This is a genomic window from Burkholderia sp. MSMB1835 (assembly GCF_001526365.1).
Classification (GTDB): Bacteria; Pseudomonadota; Gammaproteobacteria; order Burkholderiales; family Burkholderiaceae; genus Burkholderia.
Genome location: NZ_LOYP01000038.1, coordinates 39729 through 56473, shown reverse-complemented (window position 1 = coordinate 56473; position 16745 = coordinate 39729). Strand labels below are relative to the sequence as shown.

Genomic DNA, 16745 nt, shown 5'->3' with positions numbered 1-16745 from the left:
CATGTCCCCTCCGCTGCGCCATATCGAAACCTTGTCCACGCCGCCGGCCGCGGCCGACGTCGTCGTGATCGGCGGCGGTATCATCGGCGTCTTCACCGCCTACTATCTGGCCCGCCGCGGCTTGTCGGTCGCGCTCGTCGAGAAAGGGCGCATCGGCGCCGAACAGTCGAGCCGCAACTGGGGCTGGTGCCGGCAGCAGAACCGCGACGCGCGCGAGTTGCCGATGGCGAGCAAGAGCATCGATCTGTGGGAACGCTTCGCCGCCGAATCCGGCGAAGACACCGGCTTTCATCGCTGCGGGCTGCTGTATCTCAGCAACGACGAGGCCGAGCTGTCCCGCTGGGCGAGCTGGGGCGAATTCGCGAAGACCGCGGGCGTGACCACGTACATGCTCGACAGCAAGCAGGCGGCCGAGCGCGGACGCGCGACCGGGCGGCAGTGGAAGGGCGGCGTGTTCTCGCCGACCGACGGCACGGCCGATCCAGGCAAGGCCGCGCCGGCCGTGGCCGCCGCGCTGATCAAGCTGGGCGGCAGTGTCCATCAGCACTGCGCGGCGCGCGGCATCGAGCTCGAAGGCGGCCGCGTCGCCGGCGTCGTCACCGAGGCCGGTGTCATCAAGACCCGAACGGTCGTGATGGCCGGCGGCGCATGGGCGTCGTCGTTCTGCCGCCAGCTCGGTATCCGGTTTCCGCAGGCATCGATCCGTCAGTCGATCCTGAGCGTGTCGCCCGTCGACACGCCGCTGCCGGATGCGATGTACACGTCCGGCGTGTCCATCACGCGCCGCAGCGACGGACGCTACGCATTGGCGATCAGCGGCCGCGCGCGCGTGGACCTGACGCCGCAGTTCCTGCGCTTCGCGCCGCAATTCGTGCCGATGTTCGCGAAGCGCTGGCGCAACCTGCTGCCGGGCGGCCTCGAAGGCGTGCGCGGCGGTCATGAAACGCTGAAGCGCTGGCGGCTCGATGCGCCGACGCCGATGGAAGCGGTACGCATTCTCGATCCGAAGCCCGACATGCCGACCGTCGCCGAAACGTATCGCCGCGCGGCTGAACTGTTGCCCGAACTGCGCGACGCGAAGATCACGCACGCATGGGCCGGGTACGTCGACAGCACGCCGGACGGCGTGCCGGGCATCGGCGAAGTGCCGGGCGTGCCGGGGCTGATCCTGGCGGCGGGGTTTTCGGGGCACGGCTTCGGGATCGGCCCGGGGGCCGGGCACCTGATCGCCGATCTCGCGTCCGGTGCGGAGCCGTTCGTGGACCCGACGCCGTACCGGCCCGGCCGGTTCAGCGAGTCCGCATGGGGCAAGGTCGCGGATTTCTAGTGCAAGGCCGTCGCGCCGATGCGGGGGCCGCCTCCGGACGCGGCGCTTCGATCCGGATCGCGGGCGAGCGGCCGGATCGGCGCGGCGAACGTTCGGCAGCCTGGAAGCGCGGTGCGATGGACAGCTTGGGAGTTTCTGATGCGTTTCAGTTCCTACTGGCTCGATACGTCGGAGCCGTTCGCGAGCCACTCGCCGGCGTTGCCCGGCGGAAGTTGCGACGTGGCGGTGGTGGGCGGCGGGATCACGGGCTCGGCTGCCGCACTGGCGCTGGCGAGGAAGGGCGCGCGCGTGATCGTCTGCGAGGCGGGCACCGTCGGGCAGGCGGCATCGGGACGCAACGGCGGCATGTGCAACAACGGCTTCGCGCAGGATTACGCGTCGCTGTCGCAGCGCATCGGCACGGAGCTGGCCAATCGTCTGTATCTCGCGTTCGACGCTGGCGTCGACACGGTCGAGCGGCTGGTCAGGGAGGAATCGATCGATTGCGATTTCGTGCGCCGCGGCAAGCTGAAGCTCGCGGCGAAGCCCGAGCACTACGACAAGCTCGCACGCAGCCAGGCGCTGCTCGCGGCGGGCGTGGACCCCGACACGCGCATGGTCACGAAGGCGGAGCTGCGCGACGAGATCGGCTCGGATCGATATCACGGCGGGCTGCTGTTCGGCAAGAGCGCCGGGATGCACGTCGGCCGTTATGTGCGCGGCCTCGCGCGCGCCGCGCAAGCCCGCGGCGCGCATATTCTCGAGCATGCGCCGGTGCTCGGCCTGACGCGGCAAGCGGGCGGCGCCTACGCGGTGCGTACGCCGCTCGGCGAGATCCGCGCGGGCCAGGTGCTGCTCGCGAGCGGCATTTCGCAGGTCGGGCCGTTCGGCTGGGTTCGCCGCAGGATCGTGCCGGTCGGCGCGTTCATCATCGTCACCGAGCCGTTGCCGAACGACCTGCTCGACCGCTTGCTGCCGACGCGCCGAATGGTCACCGACACGAAGAACTTCGTGAATTTCTTTCGCGTCACGCCCGACAACCGGATGCTGTTCGGCGGGCGCGCGCGTTTTGCCGCGTCGAATCCGCGCTCCGACGAAAAGAGCGGGGCGATCCTGCGGCAGCAGATGGCCGCCGTGTTTCCCGAGCTGGCCGACGTACGCATCGACTACTGCTGGGGCGGGATGGTCGACATGACGGCCAACCGGCTGCCGCGCGCGGGCGAGCGCGACGGCGTGTACTACTCGATGGGCTATAGCGGCCACGGCACGCACATGGCCACGCTGATGGGCACGTTGATGGCCGAGATCATGGACGGACGCGCCGACCTCAACCCGTGGAAGGATTTCGACTGGCCCGCGATTCCGGGCCACTTCGGCAAACCCTGGTTCCTGCCGTTCGTCGGCGCCTGGTATCGACTCAAGGACACCTTGACATGAATTCCCCCGTTGTTCGCCTGATGCAAGCTGGCCGGCTCGATCGTTTCTTCATCGACGGCGACTGGGTGCTGCCCGACGGCCGAGAGCGGTTCGCGGTCGTCAGCCCGTCCACCGAAGACACGCTGTGCGAGATCCCGCTCGGCAATGCGCGCGACGCCGACCGCGCGGTGCAGGCCGCGCGCCAAGCGTTCGAACGCTGGTCCGCGACGTCGCCGCAGGAACGCGCCGCTTTGCTCGACCGCGTGCACGCGCTGATGCTGGAGCGCGCCGAGCTGTTCGCCACCGCACTCGCGCTGGAGATGGGCGCGCCGATCGGCTATGCCCGCGGCGCGCACGTGCCGCTCGCGGCCGAACATATCCGCGTCGCACGCGACAACCTCGCGCGCTACCCGTTCGTCGAGCGGCGCGGGACGACCGCGATCGCGCGCGAGCCGATCGGCGTGTGCGCGCTGATCACGCCGTGGAACTGGCCGATCTACCAGATCACCGCGAAGGTCGGCCCGGCGCTCGCGGCCGGCTGCACGGTGGTGCTGAAGCCGAGCGAGCTGTCGCCGCTCAGCGCGCTGCTGTTCGCGGAAGTGCTCGCCGATGCGGGCGTGCCCGCCGGCGTGTTCAATCTCGTGAGCGGCAGCGGCGAGACGGTGGGCGCCGCGCTTTCGGCGCACCCGGCGGTCGACATGGTGTCGATCACCGGATCGACGCGCGCCGGCGTGCTCGTCGCGCAGGCGGCCGCGCCGACCGTCAAGCGCGTCGCGCAGGAGCTGGGCGGCAAGTCGCCGAACGTCGTGTTGCCGGATGCGGACCTGTCGCGTGCGATCCCGCCCGGGGTGGCCGCCGCGTTCCGCAACATGGGGCAGTCGTGCAGCGCGCCGACCCGCATGATCGTGCCGCGCGACGCGCTCCGCGCGGTCGAGGCGCTGGCCGTCGCGGCGATGCAAACGCTCGTGGTCGGCGATCCGTTCGACGAGGCCACGACGCACGGGCCGCTGGCCAATCGCGCGCAGTTCGGCCGGGTTGCGCAGATGATCGACGTGGGCATCGACGAACGCGCGAAGCTGATCGCCGGCGGCCCGGGCCGGCCCGCGGGTCTCGACTGCGGCTTTTATGCGCGGCCGACGATTTTCTCCGACGTGCGCACCGACATGGCGATCGCGCAGCAGGAGATCTTCGGCCCGGTCCTCGCGATCCTGCCTTACGACACCGTCGACGAAGCGATCGCCATCGCGAACGACACCGTCTACGGGCTCGGCGCACACGTGCAGGGCACCGACAAGGCACGCGTCCGCGCGGTGGCCGCCCGCATCCGCGCGGGGCAGGTGCATCTGAACTACCCGGCATGGGACCCTCAGGCGCCGTTCGGCGGCTACAAGCAGTCGGGCAACGGCCGCGAGTACGGAGTCGAAGGGATGGAGGAATACATGGAGATCAAGTCGATCGTCGGCTTTTACGACTGACGCAGCCGCTGCGCGCGATCCGCGCACGCAGTACAGTTGGAAGCCCGCTACATGCCCGAGGTACCGAAATTGGACAACCCCGTCATCCCCGACTCGTCGCTGCATGCGCATCACGCGCACTGGGCGAAACTGCGCCGCGACCTGCATGCGCATCCCGAGTTGCGATTCGAAGAACACCGGACGGCCGACGTCGTCGCCCGCGAGCTCGAGGCGCTCGGCTACGCGGTGTCGCGCGGGCTCGGCGGCACGGGCGTCGTCGCGAGCCTGCCCGGCGCGGATCCGCGCCGCGGCATCGTGCTGCGCGCCGACCTGGACGCATTGCCGATCCACGAAGCCAACGATTTCGCGCATGCATCGTGCACGCACGGGATCATGCACGCGTGCGGCCATGACGGACATACCGTGATGTTGCTCGGCGCCGCGCGCGTGCTGAAGGCGCTGCCGCAGTTGCCCGGCACCGTCCATTTCGTGTTTCAGCCGGGCGAAGAGGGCGGCGCGGGCGCGCGCCGGATGATCGACGACGGGCTGTTCGAGCAATACCCGACGGAAGCGGTATTCGGCATGCACAACTGGCCCGGTCTGCCGGCCGGGCATTTCGGGTTGCGCACGGGCGCGATCATGGCCGCGGGTTCGCGCTTCAGGATCACGGTGACGGGCAAGGGCGCGCACGCGGCACAGCCGCATCTGGGCATCGATCCGGTGCCGCTCGCGTGCTCGATGGTGCTGCAGTGCCAGACCATCGCCGCGCGGCACAAGGACCCGGTGGATCCCGCCGTCATTTCCGTCTGCATGTTCCACGCGGGCACGACCGACAACGTGATTCCCGACACCGCCGAGCTGCGCGGCACGATCCGCACGCTGTCGTCGGCATTGCAGCAGAAGCTGCAGCGCGACGTGCGGCTCGCGTGCGAGGGGCTCGCGGCGGCCTATGGCGCGCAGGTCGACGTCGAGTTTTTCCAGTACTACCCGGCAACGGTCAACACGCCGGCCGAGACGGCGCTGTGCGAAGCGGTGATTCGCGACACGTTCGGCGACGCGCGCGTCGACCGCGACGTGCCGCCGAACATGACGTCCGAAGACTTCGGCTTCATGCTGGAGGAGCGGCCGGGCGCTTACGTGCTGATCGGCAATGCGCGGGACGGCGCAGCCTCCCCGGCGCTGCATCACCCGAAATACGACTTCAACGACGACATCATTCCGGCCGGCGTCCGCTATTGGGTCGCGCTGGCGCAGCATTACTTCGCGCGATCGCCGTGATGCGTCGAGGCGGCGTGGAAACCGGTTGACGTCCGGTCGATCGGGCGTCAGGTCCGGGACAGGCGTGCTTCCGGATCGTCGTGCACCCATGCCGGCCGGCGTGAACCGTGCAATCCATCGTCGCTTCGATGTGATCGCCGCGTATTTTTTCCGACGTGCCGTGTTGCACGACCACATTATTCGACAGGACTGCTTGATGAACCAGGAACTTGAAGTGAAGGAGCAAGGCGCGACGTCGGCGCTTCGCTACCGCAGATTCACCGCGGCGGACGTCCCCGCCGCCCATGCGCTTTCCAGCGCGCTTCGCTGGCCGTTCCGGGCGGAAGACTGGCAGTTTTCCGCTGAAACGTCGACCGCGTTCGCGGCCGAGGAAAACGGCGTGGTCATCGGCACGGCGATGTGCTGGAAGTACGGTGCGGATCGCGCGGCGATCGGGCATGTGATCGTCTCCGACGCGCATCAGGGCCGGGGAATCGGCCGCAAACTGATGGAGACGCTCCTGGACGAACTGGGTCCGCGCATCACGTTTCTGCACGCGACGCCGGCCGGTCGGCCGCTCTACGAGAAACTGGGGTTCACCGTGTGCGGATCGCTGGGCCAATATCAGGGCAACGTGGATCGACCCGCCGCGGTTGCCGTGCCCGACGGCGAGCGGCTGCGTGCCGGTTCGCCGGCCGACTGGCCGCGCCTGGTCGAACTCGACGCGCGTGCGTCCGGCCTCGAACGCGACGCGCTGTTGTCCGCGTTACAGACGCGGGGAGAAAGCGTGGTGCTCGAACGCGACGGCGAGGTCGTCGGGTTTTCGGTGCTGCGACGCTTCGGTCGCGGTGACGTGATCGGTCCGGTGGTCGCGCCGCGTTCGAGCGACGATACGCGCGCGAAAGCGCTGATCGGCTATTGGCTGACGAAACGCGACGGCGAATTCGTGCGTATCGATGTGCCTGACGGGAGCAGCTTGCCGGACTGGTTGAGCGAACAGGGACTGAAACAGGTGGATACCTGTTCGAAGATGGTTCGCCATGCGCCGGCCGCCGCGCACGGCGGTGCGGCCGACCCGACAGTCGGACTGTACGGGCTGGTCAGTCAGGCGATGTTGTAGCCTCCGGCCGCCGCCGCGCCCGACGCATTCAGCGCGCGCGGCCCAGTTGCTCGTCGATCGTGCGCGTCAGCGGCGACTGAACGTCGCCGGTGTGCCGGGTCTGCACGGGCTCGATCAGCACGATCCAGCATTCGTCGTCGGCGATCGGATTGTGCTGCGTGCCGCGCGGCACGACGTGCATCGAGCCGGCGGGCACGTCGGCGACGCGACCGCCTTCGTACTGGATCCTGAGGTGACCGCGCACGACGAAGAACAGCTCGTCTTCGTGCGCATGGTCGTGCCACACGAGCTGGCCGCGTACTTTCGCGACTTTCACGTACTGATCGTTGACCTGCGCGACGACCTTCGGCGACCAGTATTCGGATACGTCGGCGAAGGCGGCTTCGAGGTCGAACGATTCGGCAAACGGAAGGGCGGGCAAGGTCATCTCTTCTCCAGTGGGCTGTTGTACGCAGTCGAAATCGAAACCGGCGGACTGCCGGGCGCCGATCGGCAGGACCAGCCGATTATATTGACGCCGCCGCTTCGCCGCCGGACGTCCGGACGCCGTGAAATCCGCCGCGCACGCGGCGACGCCACCGCGTGGCCGCGTCGCTGGCGACTGCATGGCGGCCAAATGGACGATCCGGCCGCGCGCGCGGCCGGTTCGACGGCCTGGCGATTGCCTGCGCCGCCGCCCGACGCATGAACGCTCGGCATCTCACTCAACGCGCGAGCGCAGCCGCGAAGTCGCGATACGTCCGCAGCGGGCGGCCGAGGATCGCGGTCAGCCGCTCGACGTCGCCCGCCTCCGGCACCATCCCGTCGCTGACGTAGCGCTCGGCCATCAGCCGCATTTCGTAGGCCATCCATTTCGGCATGAACTGCGCCAGATTGCGTTCGAACGGCGTGGGATCGTCGCCGCCATACGCAACCGGCCGACCGAGCGTGTCCGACCAGATCGACGCCAGTTGCGGGCCGGTCAGCGTATCGGGCCCGACCAGGTTGAGGGTTTCGACCGGCAGCTTGCCCGGCGCGTCGTCGCGGCGGATCAACTCGATCGCCGCGACTTCGGCGATATCGCGCACGTCGACCATCGCGACGCCCTTGCCGCCGATCGGCATCGGGTACACGCCGTGTCCGACGATCACGTCCTTGACCATCGATTCGTTGTCCATGAAATACGCGGGTCGCAGGATCGTCGCGCTGAACCCCATCTGCTCGATCATCCGCTCCGCGCCGGATTTCACCGCGAAGTGCGGCACGTTCACGAAGCGGTCGGCATGGAGGACCGACAGATAGACGGCGCGCTCGATGCCCGCTTCGCGGGCCAGGTTCAGCGCAATCAGCGCCTGCGTGAATTCGTCGCCCGCGACGCCGTTGAGCAGGAACAGCGTGCGCACGCCGGAGAAGGCTGCCCGCAGTGCATCGACGTCGAGCATGTCGCCCTGCGCGACGGACACGGCCGCCGGAAAATCGGCCTTGGCCGGATCGCGCACCAGCACGCGCACGTCGGCGCCGCGATCGACGAGTTGACGGACGACCTGGCGGCCCACGCGGCCGGTAGCGCCGGTAACGAGAATGGTCATGATGTTCACTCCTGAGGTAACGATGGGATGGACTGCCCACGTAAGTTAGGTGATCCACCCATGATCCGGAAGATGTGATAAATAGACATGCCGTCTCACTGGTGGAACACATGGACCTGCTCGCTCTCGCCGATTTCAATCTCGTCGCCCGCCATGGCAGCTTCGGCGAGGCCGCGCGCGTCGCGGATCGCCCGAAGGCGACGCTGTCGCGCCGCGTCGCGGAACTGGAGAACAGTCTGTCGCTGCGCCTGTTCGAGCGCGGCGCGCGCGGCGTGAAGCTCACGCAGGAAGGGCGCGCGCTCTACGAGCGGACGGGCGCGCTGCTCGCGGAGCTGGCCGACAGCGCGTCGGCGATCGCAGCGGGGAGCGAGCGGCCGCGCGGCCGGCTGCGGATCAGCGCGCCGATGCTGTTTTCCCAGTTCGCGATGGGGAAGCTGGTGGCGACGTTCGCGCTGAGATACCCGGACGTCCGGCTGGAGGTGACGACCGAAGACCGGCCCGTCGACATGATCGAGGAAGGGTACGACCTCGTGATCCGCGTGAATCCGGACCCGGACGAGAGCCTGATCGGGCGCGTGATCCTGCGCGACCGGCTGGTCGTCGTCGCGACGCCCGAACTGGCGCGGCCGAGCGGCGACGCACCCGCGCCGGCCGTGGTTCGCGGCGCGCACGACACCCGTGCCGCATGGGAGGTCACGGGCGTGGCCGGGATGGTGCGCATACCGGTCGAGCCCGTGGCGCGGCTGTCGTCGCTGAGCATGGTGCGCGATACGGTCCGCCTCGGCTTGGGCGCGGCATGCCTGCCGATATCGCTCGTGAGCCGCGACCTCGCCGCCGGCGCGCTCGTCAGTTGGGGCGACGTGCCGGGCTCCGATATCGCCCTGTGGGCGTTGTATCCGTCCAGGCGATTATTGAGCGCGCGCGTGTCCGCGTTTCTCGATCACCTGAAGGATGCGTTTCCGTCAGGCGAGCCGGAAGAACTGGCGGCATACGTCGAACCCTGGCAGTAAAACGGCCGCGGTCGCGGCAGTGCACGCGCGTCGCCGCGGTGTCCCGAGCGGAATGCCGTCGCGATCGGCAGCGCGCGTGCCGCCACCGGTCCGATTCGACCGTGGCATTCACGCCGGCTCCGTCTGCGCGCAACACACGCGGTTCCTGCCTTCGCGCTTGGCGCGATAGAGCGCCATGTCCGCCTGATGCGCCAGCGCGTGCACGGACGCATGCCGCGCGCGCCGACCGGTCGCGCAGCCGATGCTGACCGTGAAAGCCGGAACGGTCTCCGCAAACCCGTCGAGCCGGTTGCGTTCCACCTCGCGGCGAATCGCGTCGGCCACCTGCGCGGCGCCGTTTTCGTCCGTATCGGGCAACACCGCGACGAATTCCTCGCCGCCGTAGCGCGCGGCGAGGTCGCCACGCCGTCGCGTATGCGTGCGGATGCATTCGGCGAGAAAGCGCAGCGCGGTGTCGCCCAGCGCGTGCCCGTGCCGGTCGTTGTACTGCTTGAAGTGATCGGCGTCGATGAACAGCACCGACAGACTGCCGCCGCTGCCGCGCTGCAGACGCGCCCATTCGTCGGCCAGCGCGGTATCGAGCGCGCGACGATTGCGCAGTCCGGTCAACGGGTCGGTACGCGTGAGATCGGTCAGCAGCGTCTGCTTGCGGAAGTTGTCCCGCAATGCGAAGGCAAGCAGCCAGACCGCCGCGCAGAACGATGCGCCGATCACGGATGCCGACACGCCGACCGTCCACGACAGGCGCCGGACGCCGGCCAGCACGTCGCTCTCGGCCGGCGCGACGACCGCGATCAGCGGCGTGCCCGGTATCCGCTGATAGGTATACAGCCGCACGATACCGTCGATGCTCGAGCGCGCGGGATAGAAGCCCGATTCGCTGTTCACCATCCGCTTGAAGGATGTCGAGCGACGCAGGAGGTTCATCTGGCCGTCGTTCAACGACGGGTTTCTCGCGAGGATCGTGCCGTCCGCGCGCACGATCGCGCTGACCCCGTTCGGCCCGACGTCGAGGCGGGACAGCAACTGCTCGAAGTAAGCGAGATCGACGGCGACGACCGCGATCCCGTCGAATGCATGATCCGGCCGCTCGATGCGCCGCGACAGCGCGATGGATTCCTTGCCGCCGCGCGAGCGTGCGCGATAGGGCTGGGAGACGTAGAGCCCGATGTTGTCCGCATCGCGATGGACCTTGAAGTAGTCGCGATCGGCGAAGTCCCACCGGTGGGTCGTGCTGCAGCATCCGTCGATCAGCCGGCCGTGCCTGTCGGTCACGCCCATGCCGGTCACGAATTGCGCGGCGGTTCGCTCGAACAGCAGGTCGTGCCGCAGCCCGGCGTCCATCCGCTGGACGTCCGGCTTGCCGAGATCGGCAGCCAGCGCGATCAGCGCGTTGTTCGACGTTTCGACCGTCCTCGCGATCTGGCTCGCGAGCACGGCCGCGACGTTGCGCGACGTCTCGTGCGCATGCTCGACGACTTCGCTGCGCGCCACCCACAGCGTCACCGCGCTGATCGCGAGCGTCGCGAGCGACATCAGCGTGCCCAACGCGCCGACGACGAACGGGTGGCGTCCGGCCCAGTCGGCGATTTTCTCGATCGAAGTGAATGCGGGCATGCTCGCGCTCGTTTTGAGATGCCGGCTGCACGTGCGCCGGCGCGGGTCCAATCCCGGTTAACGGCACGGTTAACGAAAAATCGAGGCCGGCATGGCCGCCCGTCGACGATCTCGGCCCGGCTCGGCGACGCAAACGTGTGCGGCCGTGCGGCGATACGGCCCGAGCGCGGCCCGGACGCGCGCGGATCGCGTGGATTGATAACGCTGCTGCATCAATCATTCCAAAAATTGCACTTATCGTTTGACCGATCCCGCGCCAACATGCCGGAAAACGACAATCGACCAGCCCCTCCCGCGTATTCCAGGATTTTCAGGAGACACCCCGATGCATCCCTCGTCCCGCCTTCCGGCCGAACGCTCGAAGGCCGCCGCGATCTTTCGCGTCACGGCCGGCAATTTTCTCGAGCAGTTCGACTTCTTCCTGTTCGGCTTCTACGCCACGCAGATCGCCAACGTCTTCTTCCCCGCGCAAAGCGAGTTCGCGTCGCTGATGATGACCTTCGCCGTGTTCGGCGCCGGCTTCCTGATGCGGCCGCTGGGCGCGATCGTGCTGGGCGCGTACATCGACGAGGTCGGCCGCCGCAAGGGCCTGATCGTCACGCTGTCGATCATGGCGAGCGGCACCATCCTGATCGCGTTCGTGCCGGGCTACGCGACGATCGGGCTGCTCGCGCCGGTGCTCGTGCTGATCGGCCGGCTGCTGCAGGGCTTCTCCGCGGGCGCCGAACTGGGCGGCGTGTCGGTCTATCTCGCCGAGCTCGCGACGCCGGGCCGCAAGGGCTTCTTCACGAGCTGGCAATCGGCCAGCCAGCAGGTGGCGATCGTCATCGCCGCGGCCCTCGGCTTTGCGCTCAATCAGTGGCTGAGCGCATCGCAGATCGCCGCGTGGGGATGGCGCGTGCCGTTCTTCGTCGGCTGCATGATCGTGCCGTTCATTTTCCTGCTGCGCCGCAACCTGGAGGAAACCCAGGAGTTCAAGGCCCGCAAGCATCGTCCGGGCATGAAGGAAGTGTTCGGTACGCTGGTCCAGAACTGGGGCGTCGTGATCGCCGGCATGATGCTGGTCGCGATGACCACCACGAGCTTCTATCTGATCACCGTCTACGCGCCGACCTTCGGCAAGACGGTGCTGCATCTGAGCACCGCCGACAGCCTGCTCGTGACGCTTTGCGTCGGCGTGTCGAACTTCGTGTGGCTGCCGATCGGCGGTGCGCTGTCCGACCGGATCGGCCGCCGGCCGCTGCTGGTCGGCATGACGATGCTCACCGTCGTGACCGCCTACCCGGCGCTGTCGTTCCTCGCTCACGCGCCGTCGTTCGCCAACATGCTGCTCGTGCTGCTCTGGCTGTCGTTCATGTACGGCATCTATAACGGCGCGATGGTCGTCGCGCTCACCGAAGTGATGCCGGTGCAGGTGCGCGTCGCGGGCTTCTCGCTCGCGTACAGCCTCGCGACGGCCGTGTTCGGCGGCTTCACGCCGGCCATCTCGACCGCGCTCATTCACGCGACGGGCGACAAGGCCGCACCCGGCTACTGGATGAGCTTCGCCGCCGTGTGCGCGCTGCTCGCGACGTTCGCGCTCTATCGTCATCGCACGGCGACGTTGACGCCCGCGCATTGACGTCGAGCTCGTCCGGAACGTTCATTCACACCCACCCATCCGCACGACCACGACCATGAGAAACCTGCTCCTGAAATTCTGCGCGACCGCGCTCGTCGCCACCGCGGCGGTCGCGGCCAACGTCCAGGCCGCCGAACTGCACGTGATGAGCTCCGGCGGCTTCACCGCCGCCTACAAGGTGCTCGGCCCGCGGTTCGCGTCCACGACGGGCAATACGCTGGCCACCGCGCTCGGCCCGTCGATGGGCAAGTCGCCCGAAGCGATTCCGAACCGGCTCGCGCGCGGCGAGCCCGCCGACGCGGTGATCATGGTCGGCTACGCGCTCGACGATCTGATTAAGCAGGGCAAGGTCATCCCCGACTCCCGCGTCGAGCTGGCCGACTCGCGCATCGGCATGGTCGTGCGCGACGGCGCGGCCAAGCCCGACATCAGCACCGCCGACGGCCTCAAGCAAGTGCTGCTGCACGCGAAATCGATCGCCTATTCGGACAGCGCGAGCGGCGTGTATATCGAACGCGAGCTGTTCAAGAAGCTCGGCATCGAAGAACAGGTGAAGTCGAAGGCGAAGATGATTCCGCGGATTCCGGTGGCGTCGGTCGTCGCGAACGGCGACTACGAAATCGGCTTCCAGCAGGTCAGCGAGCTGCTGCCCGTCAAGGGCGCGACCTTCGTCGGCAAGATCCCCGAATCGCTGCAGTCCGTCACGCGCTTCGCCGCCGGCATCCCGGTCGGCGCGCAGCATCCGCAGGAAGCGAAGGCGTTGCTCGACTATCTTGCGTCGCCCGACGTGCAGGCCGACGTGAAATCGACCGGCCTGGATTCCGTTTCCGCGCATTGAGCCCGATCGACGGGAAGGCGCGCATCAGATCGTCTTCCCGTCGCGACCGCCGCCGTCTGCCGCGGCACTGTCTTCATCGGCCTCGTCCGGCAAGGACGGCCCGGCCGCCGCGAGCCGCTGCACGAGACGCGACCGGTCGCACGCCCCTTCCCACGACGACACGAAAATGACCGCGCACGCGTTGCTGATGACGCTGGTCAGCGCGCGCGCCTCCGACATGAAGCGATCGATGCCGACCAGCAGCGCGACCCCGGCGACGGGCAGGTCGGGCATCACGGCGAGCGTCGCGACCAGCGCGACGAGCCCGCTGCCGGACACGCCGGCCGCCCCCTTGGACGTGACCAGCATGATCGCGAGCATCGCCGCGACCTGCGGCGCGGAAAGCGGGACGTCGCAGGCCTGCGCGATGAACAACGCCGCGAGCGTCAGATAGATCGCGGTGCCGTCCAGATTGAACGAATAGCCGGCCGGCAGCACGAGCCCCACGACGCCTTTGTCGCAACCGAGCGCTTCCAGCTTGACGATCAGGCGCGGCAGGACCGGCTCCGTGGACGACGTCGCGAGCACGATCAGCAACTCTTCGCGCAGGTAGCGCAAGAGCCGCCACAGCGCGAATCCGTGCAGGCGCGCGAGCGGGGCGAGCACCAGCGCGACGAACAGCACGCAGGCCACGTAGAACGACACCATCAGCTTCGCGAGCGAGCCGACCGAGCCGATGCCGAAGCGGCCCACCGTGAACGCCATCGCGCCGCATGCGCCGAGCGGAGCGAGCCGCATGATCATTGCGAGCACGCGAAACACGACCTGGGCGATGCCGTCGATCAGCGCGAGCACGGGCCGGGCGGCGCGCGGATGCGCATTCAGCGAGAAGCCGAACAACAGCGACAGCAGCAGTACCGGCAACACTTCGCCGGTCGCGAATGCGCCGAGCATCGTGTCCGGAATCACGCCGAGCGCGAACGCCACCAGGCTGCGCGGCTCCGCATGCTTCGCATAGGGCGCGAGGAGGCTCGCATCCAGATGACGGGCGTCGATGTGCATGCCGGCGCCCGGTTGCAGCACATACGCGGTGACGAGCCCGAACGCGAGCGCGGCGGCCGTCAACAGATAGAAGAGTGCGAGCGCCCGCACGATCGTGCGGCCGATGGCCCGCCCGTTCGACAACGACGTGATGCCCGACACGATCGTGCAGAAGACGATCGGCGCGATGGTCATCTTCACGAGCGCGACGAAGGCGTCGCTGAGCGGCTTGAGCATCGCGCCCGCCGCCGGCCACACGTGACCGATGCCGATGCCGAGCATCATCGCAAGCAGGACCTGCACGTAAAGCGATTTGAACAGCCGGGTCCACCTCACGATGCCGTCTTCCTTCGTTTGCGTTCCGTCGTCGTCATGCCGATGCGCCGCTGCCGGCGGCGTCGCCGCGCTTCGCGTTCTTCGCATCGACGATCATCCGGTAAAACGCCTCGGCGGCCGGCGTCAGCGAGCGCCCGCGCCGCTTGACGATGCCCACGCGCCGCTTCACGGCCGGCTCGACGAGCGGCACGCTCGTGAGGACAGGGTGGTCATGCCCCGGCATCGCCATCGACGGCACCGCGGCGACGCCGAGGCCCGCCTCGATCAGCCCGAGCAGGGTCGTGACGTGGCGCGCCTCGCACACGCTCGGCTTGCGCGGCGCGACGGCGGCCAAGGCCTGGTCGAGCAGCAGGCGATTACCGGAAGTCTTGTCCACCGAGACGTAATCGTGTTCGTACAGTTCGTTCCAGGTCGCGCGCTTCTTGCGCGCGAGCGGGTGGTCGCGGCGACAGGCGGCGACGAACCGTTCCTGGAGCAGGACCTTGAACTCGATCTCCGCCTCCTGGCTGCCGATGAAGCTCACGCCGAAATCCGCCTCGCCGCAGATGACGGCGCCGAGCACCTCGTTGGCGCCAGCGTCGAGCAGCTTGACCCGGATGCGCGGAAAGCGCCGATGATAGCGGGCGATGATGGGCGGCAGGAAGTAGTAGGCGACCGACGGCACGCACGCGATCGTCACATGGCCGAGGCGGCTCGACGACACGTCGCGGATGCCGAGCAGCGCGGCGTCGAGATCGTCGAGCAGTTGTTCGGCGCTCTGCGCGAACACGCGGCCGACGGTGGTGAGCGCGACGCGGCGCGTGGTGCGCTCGAAGAGCCGCACGCCGAGCGCGTCTTCGAGCTTGTCGATCCGGCGGCTCAGCGCAGGCTGCGAGAGGCTGACCGCTTCGGCGGCCTTGCGGAAACTGCCCGTTTCCACGACCGCACGGAACGCCTGCAAGTCGGTCAAATCGAAATTGATGCCCACCGGTCTCTCTCCACCACTCAGATGCGCAGCATTGTGCATGATTCCGTCCGCGCCATGCGTGGCGCGTCGTCCTTGCGGCAGCGTCGGCGCGGCGCGGCCGGCGTCTCGCGGGCCGCGCCGCGAATCGATCGTCCCGACGCCGCTCCTGATGTACCGTATCGCTTTCGCCCCGACGACGATTCAGCGCTGGCGCCGGCCAGTCGGGCGAGTCGCTCTCTTCAACGGATTCCAGCATGCGCATTCCGCCGCTCAAGGCCATCATCGCGTTCGAAAGCGTCGCCCGGACCAAAAGCGTCAACCGTGCGGCGGAAGAGCTCGGCCTGACCGCGTCCGCCGTCAGCCATCAGCTCAGCAACCTCGAATCGCAGATCGGTCAGCCACTGTTTCAGCGTTCGGGGCGCGGCCTCGTTCTCACGCCGACCGGCGAACACTACCTGGCCGACGTCACCGGCTCGCTGGCCGACCTGAGCCGCGCGACCGAGCGCGCGTCGAGCCGCGCCGAAGTCGACATCCTGCGCGTGCACTCGAGCCCGAGCTTCGGGCTGATGTGGCTGCTGCCGCGGCTGTCGTCGTTTCAGGAGGCGAACGGCGACATCCAGCTGAACCTCGCGTGCTCCTACGAAAACGTGTCGTTCTCGAACGGCTTCTACGATATCGACGTCCGGCACGGCTACGGCAACTGGGACAACCTCGAGGTCCGGACCGTGCGCGGCGAGTTCATCGCGCCGCTCGCGTCGCCGCGCTATCTCGAGCGGCACCCGGTGAACGCGCCTGAAGACCTGCTCGCGCACCGGCTGATCTATTCCGAAACCCCGCTGGTCCAGTGGAAGCAGTGGTTCGGCCGCGCCGGCGTGCCGCTGGCGGCCCAGAAGACCTTCGATTTTTCGTTCGATCGTTCGTACATGTCGCTCGAAACCGCCGCGCTCGGCCTCGGCATCGCGCTCGAAAGCCTGATGCTCGCGTCGGTGAAGATCCGCGAGGGGCTGCTGGTGCCGGTCTTCGACGCGACTCATGCGGTCGAAGTCGGCGCGCATCATCTCGTTTACCCGCGGCAGAACGCGGAGCTGCCTCGCGTGAAGCGCTTCCTGGCGTGGATCGAACGGGAGGTCGCGGATCACGACGGGGCGAGCCAGGCAGCGCGGCCGCCGGCGCATCCGTGATTTTGCATCGCAGCATCGGCGACGGGCCGCGCGCCGTCACCTGAAATTTTCTCAG

At 68.2% G+C, this 16745-nt stretch carries 14 protein-coding genes; 9 read left to right on the top strand and 5 right to left on the bottom strand.

Going from position 1 to position 16745, the window contains the following annotated elements; translation table 11 throughout:
* Position 1 precedes the first annotated feature (1 nt).
* From WS96_RS15615 to WS96_RS15595, 5 genes are all read left to right on the top strand, one after another.
* Positions 2 to 1327, top strand: coding sequence for an NAD(P)/FAD-dependent oxidoreductase (locus WS96_RS15615; protein ID WP_059833590.1), 1326 nt, complete (start codon positions 2 to 4; stop codon positions 1325 to 1327).
* Positions 1328 to 1465: 138 nt separating this feature from the next.
* Positions 1466 to 2743: an NAD(P)/FAD-dependent oxidoreductase gene (locus WS96_RS15610; RefSeq protein WP_059833588.1), complete on the top strand. Its 1278-nt coding sequence runs from the start codon at positions 1466 to 1468 to the stop codon at positions 2741 to 2743.
* Positions 2740 to 4197 (top strand): aldehyde dehydrogenase family protein, encoded by a 1458-nt coding sequence (locus WS96_RS15605; protein WP_059833587.1) that lies wholly within the window; start codon positions 2740 to 2742, stop codon positions 4195 to 4197. Before WS96_RS15610 ends, WS96_RS15605 begins: the two co-directional genes overlap by 4 nt.
* A 69-nt stretch (positions 4198 to 4266) precedes the next feature.
* Entirely contained in the window at positions 4267 to 5454 is a 1188-nt protein-coding gene (locus tag WS96_RS15600) for a M20 aminoacylase family protein (protein WP_059833585.1), read from the top strand.
* 196 nt (positions 5455 to 5650) lie between these two features.
* Entirely contained in the window at positions 5651 to 6553 is a 903-nt protein-coding gene (locus WS96_RS15595) for a GNAT family N-acetyltransferase (protein ID WP_059833711.1), read from the top strand.
* 28 nt (positions 6554 to 6581) lie between these two features.
* On the opposite strand, the gene WS96_RS15590 is transcribed toward WS96_RS15595, so the two are convergent.
* Both WS96_RS15590 and WS96_RS15580 read right to left on the bottom strand, forming a co-directional pair.
* Entirely contained in the window at positions 6582 to 6980 is a 399-nt protein-coding gene (locus tag WS96_RS15590) for a cupin domain-containing protein (RefSeq protein WP_034209128.1), read from the bottom strand.
* A 277-nt stretch (positions 6981 to 7257) separates the two neighbouring features.
* Complete coding sequence (locus WS96_RS15580; RefSeq protein ID WP_059833709.1) at positions 7258 to 8121, bottom strand: SDR family oxidoreductase; 864 nt, start codon at positions 8119 to 8121, stop codon at positions 7258 to 7260.
* A 110-nt stretch (positions 8122 to 8231) separates the two neighbouring features.
* Between WS96_RS15580 and WS96_RS15575 the strand changes: the two genes are divergently transcribed.
* Positions 8232 to 9131 (top strand): LysR family transcriptional regulator, encoded by a 900-nt coding sequence (locus WS96_RS15575; protein ID WP_059833581.1) that lies wholly within the window; start codon positions 8232 to 8234, stop codon positions 9129 to 9131.
* Positions 9132 to 9239: 108 nt separating this feature from the next.
* Here WS96_RS15575 and WS96_RS15570 read toward each other — a convergent pair whose 3' ends face one another.
* Entirely contained in the window at positions 9240 to 10748 is a 1509-nt protein-coding gene (locus WS96_RS15570) for a GGDEF domain-containing protein (protein ID WP_059833707.1), read from the bottom strand.
* Between the two features lie 325 nt (positions 10749 to 11073).
* Between WS96_RS15570 and WS96_RS15565 the strand changes: the two genes are divergently transcribed.
* Entirely contained in the window at positions 11074 to 12369 is a 1296-nt protein-coding gene (locus tag WS96_RS15565; RefSeq protein ID WP_059779859.1) for an MFS transporter, read from the top strand.
* Positions 12370 to 12424: 55 nt separating this feature from the next.
* Complete coding sequence (locus tag WS96_RS15560) at positions 12425 to 13207, top strand: substrate-binding domain-containing protein (RefSeq protein ID WP_059833579.1); 783 nt, start codon at positions 12425 to 12427, stop codon at positions 13205 to 13207.
* Between the two features lie 24 nt (positions 13208 to 13231).
* Here WS96_RS15560 and dctA read toward each other — a convergent pair whose 3' ends face one another.
* Both dctA and WS96_RS15550 read right to left on the bottom strand, forming a co-directional pair.
* Complete coding sequence (dctA, locus tag WS96_RS15555) at positions 13232 to 14563, bottom strand: C4-dicarboxylate transporter DctA (protein ID WP_059833706.1); 1332 nt, start codon at positions 14561 to 14563, stop codon at positions 13232 to 13234.
* A gap of 34 nt (positions 14564 to 14597) precedes the next feature.
* Positions 14598 to 15530, bottom strand: coding sequence for a LysR family transcriptional regulator (locus WS96_RS15550; RefSeq protein ID WP_059833577.1), 933 nt, complete (start codon positions 15528 to 15530; stop codon positions 14598 to 14600).
* 233 nt (positions 15531 to 15763) lie between these two features.
* Here WS96_RS15550 and WS96_RS15545 point away from each other — a divergent pair, with 233 nt between their 5' ends.
* A complete protein-coding gene (locus WS96_RS15545; protein ID WP_059833575.1) occupies positions 15764 to 16690 on the top strand; it encodes a LysR substrate-binding domain-containing protein in 927 nt (308 codons plus the stop codon).
* Positions 16691 to 16745: the final 55 nt, after the last annotated feature.

Bases quoted from the DNA above. Each gene is read 5' to 3' on its own strand.
- WS96_RS15560 (WP_059833579.1), top strand. From the start codon at position 12,425: ATGAGAAACCTGCTCCTGAAATTCTGCGCGACCGCGCTCGTCGCCACC.
- WS96_RS15545 (WP_059833575.1), top strand. From the start codon at position 15,764: ATGCGCATTCCGCCGCTCAAGGCCATCATCGCGTTCGAAAGCGTCGCC.
- WS96_RS15570 (WP_059833707.1), bottom strand. From the start codon at position 10,748: ATGCCCGCATTCACTTCGATCGAGAAAATCGCCGACTGGGCCGGACGC.
- WS96_RS15575 (WP_059833581.1), top strand. From the start codon at position 8,232: ATGGACCTGCTCGCTCTCGCCGATTTCAATCTCGTCGCCCGCCATGGC.
- WS96_RS15595 (WP_059833711.1), top strand. From the start codon at position 5,651: ATGAACCAGGAACTTGAAGTGAAGGAGCAAGGCGCGACGTCGGCGCTT.
- WS96_RS15610 (WP_059833588.1), top strand. From the start codon at position 1,466: ATGCGTTTCAGTTCCTACTGGCTCGATACGTCGGAGCCGTTCGCGAGC.
- WS96_RS15590 (WP_034209128.1), bottom strand. From the start codon at position 6,980: ATGACCTTGCCCGCCCTTCCGTTTGCCGAATCGTTCGACCTCGAAGCC.
- WS96_RS15565 (WP_059779859.1), top strand. From the start codon at position 11,074: ATGCATCCCTCGTCCCGCCTTCCGGCCGAACGCTCGAAGGCCGCCGCG.
- WS96_RS15615 (WP_059833590.1), top strand. From the start codon at position 2: ATGTCCCCTCCGCTGCGCCATATCGAAACCTTGTCCACGCCGCCGGCC.
- WS96_RS15605 (WP_059833587.1), top strand. From the start codon at position 2,740: ATGAATTCCCCCGTTGTTCGCCTGATGCAAGCTGGCCGGCTCGATCGT.
- WS96_RS15580 (WP_059833709.1), bottom strand. From the start codon at position 8,121: ATGACCATTCTCGTTACCGGCGCTACCGGCCGCGTGGGCCGCCAGGTC.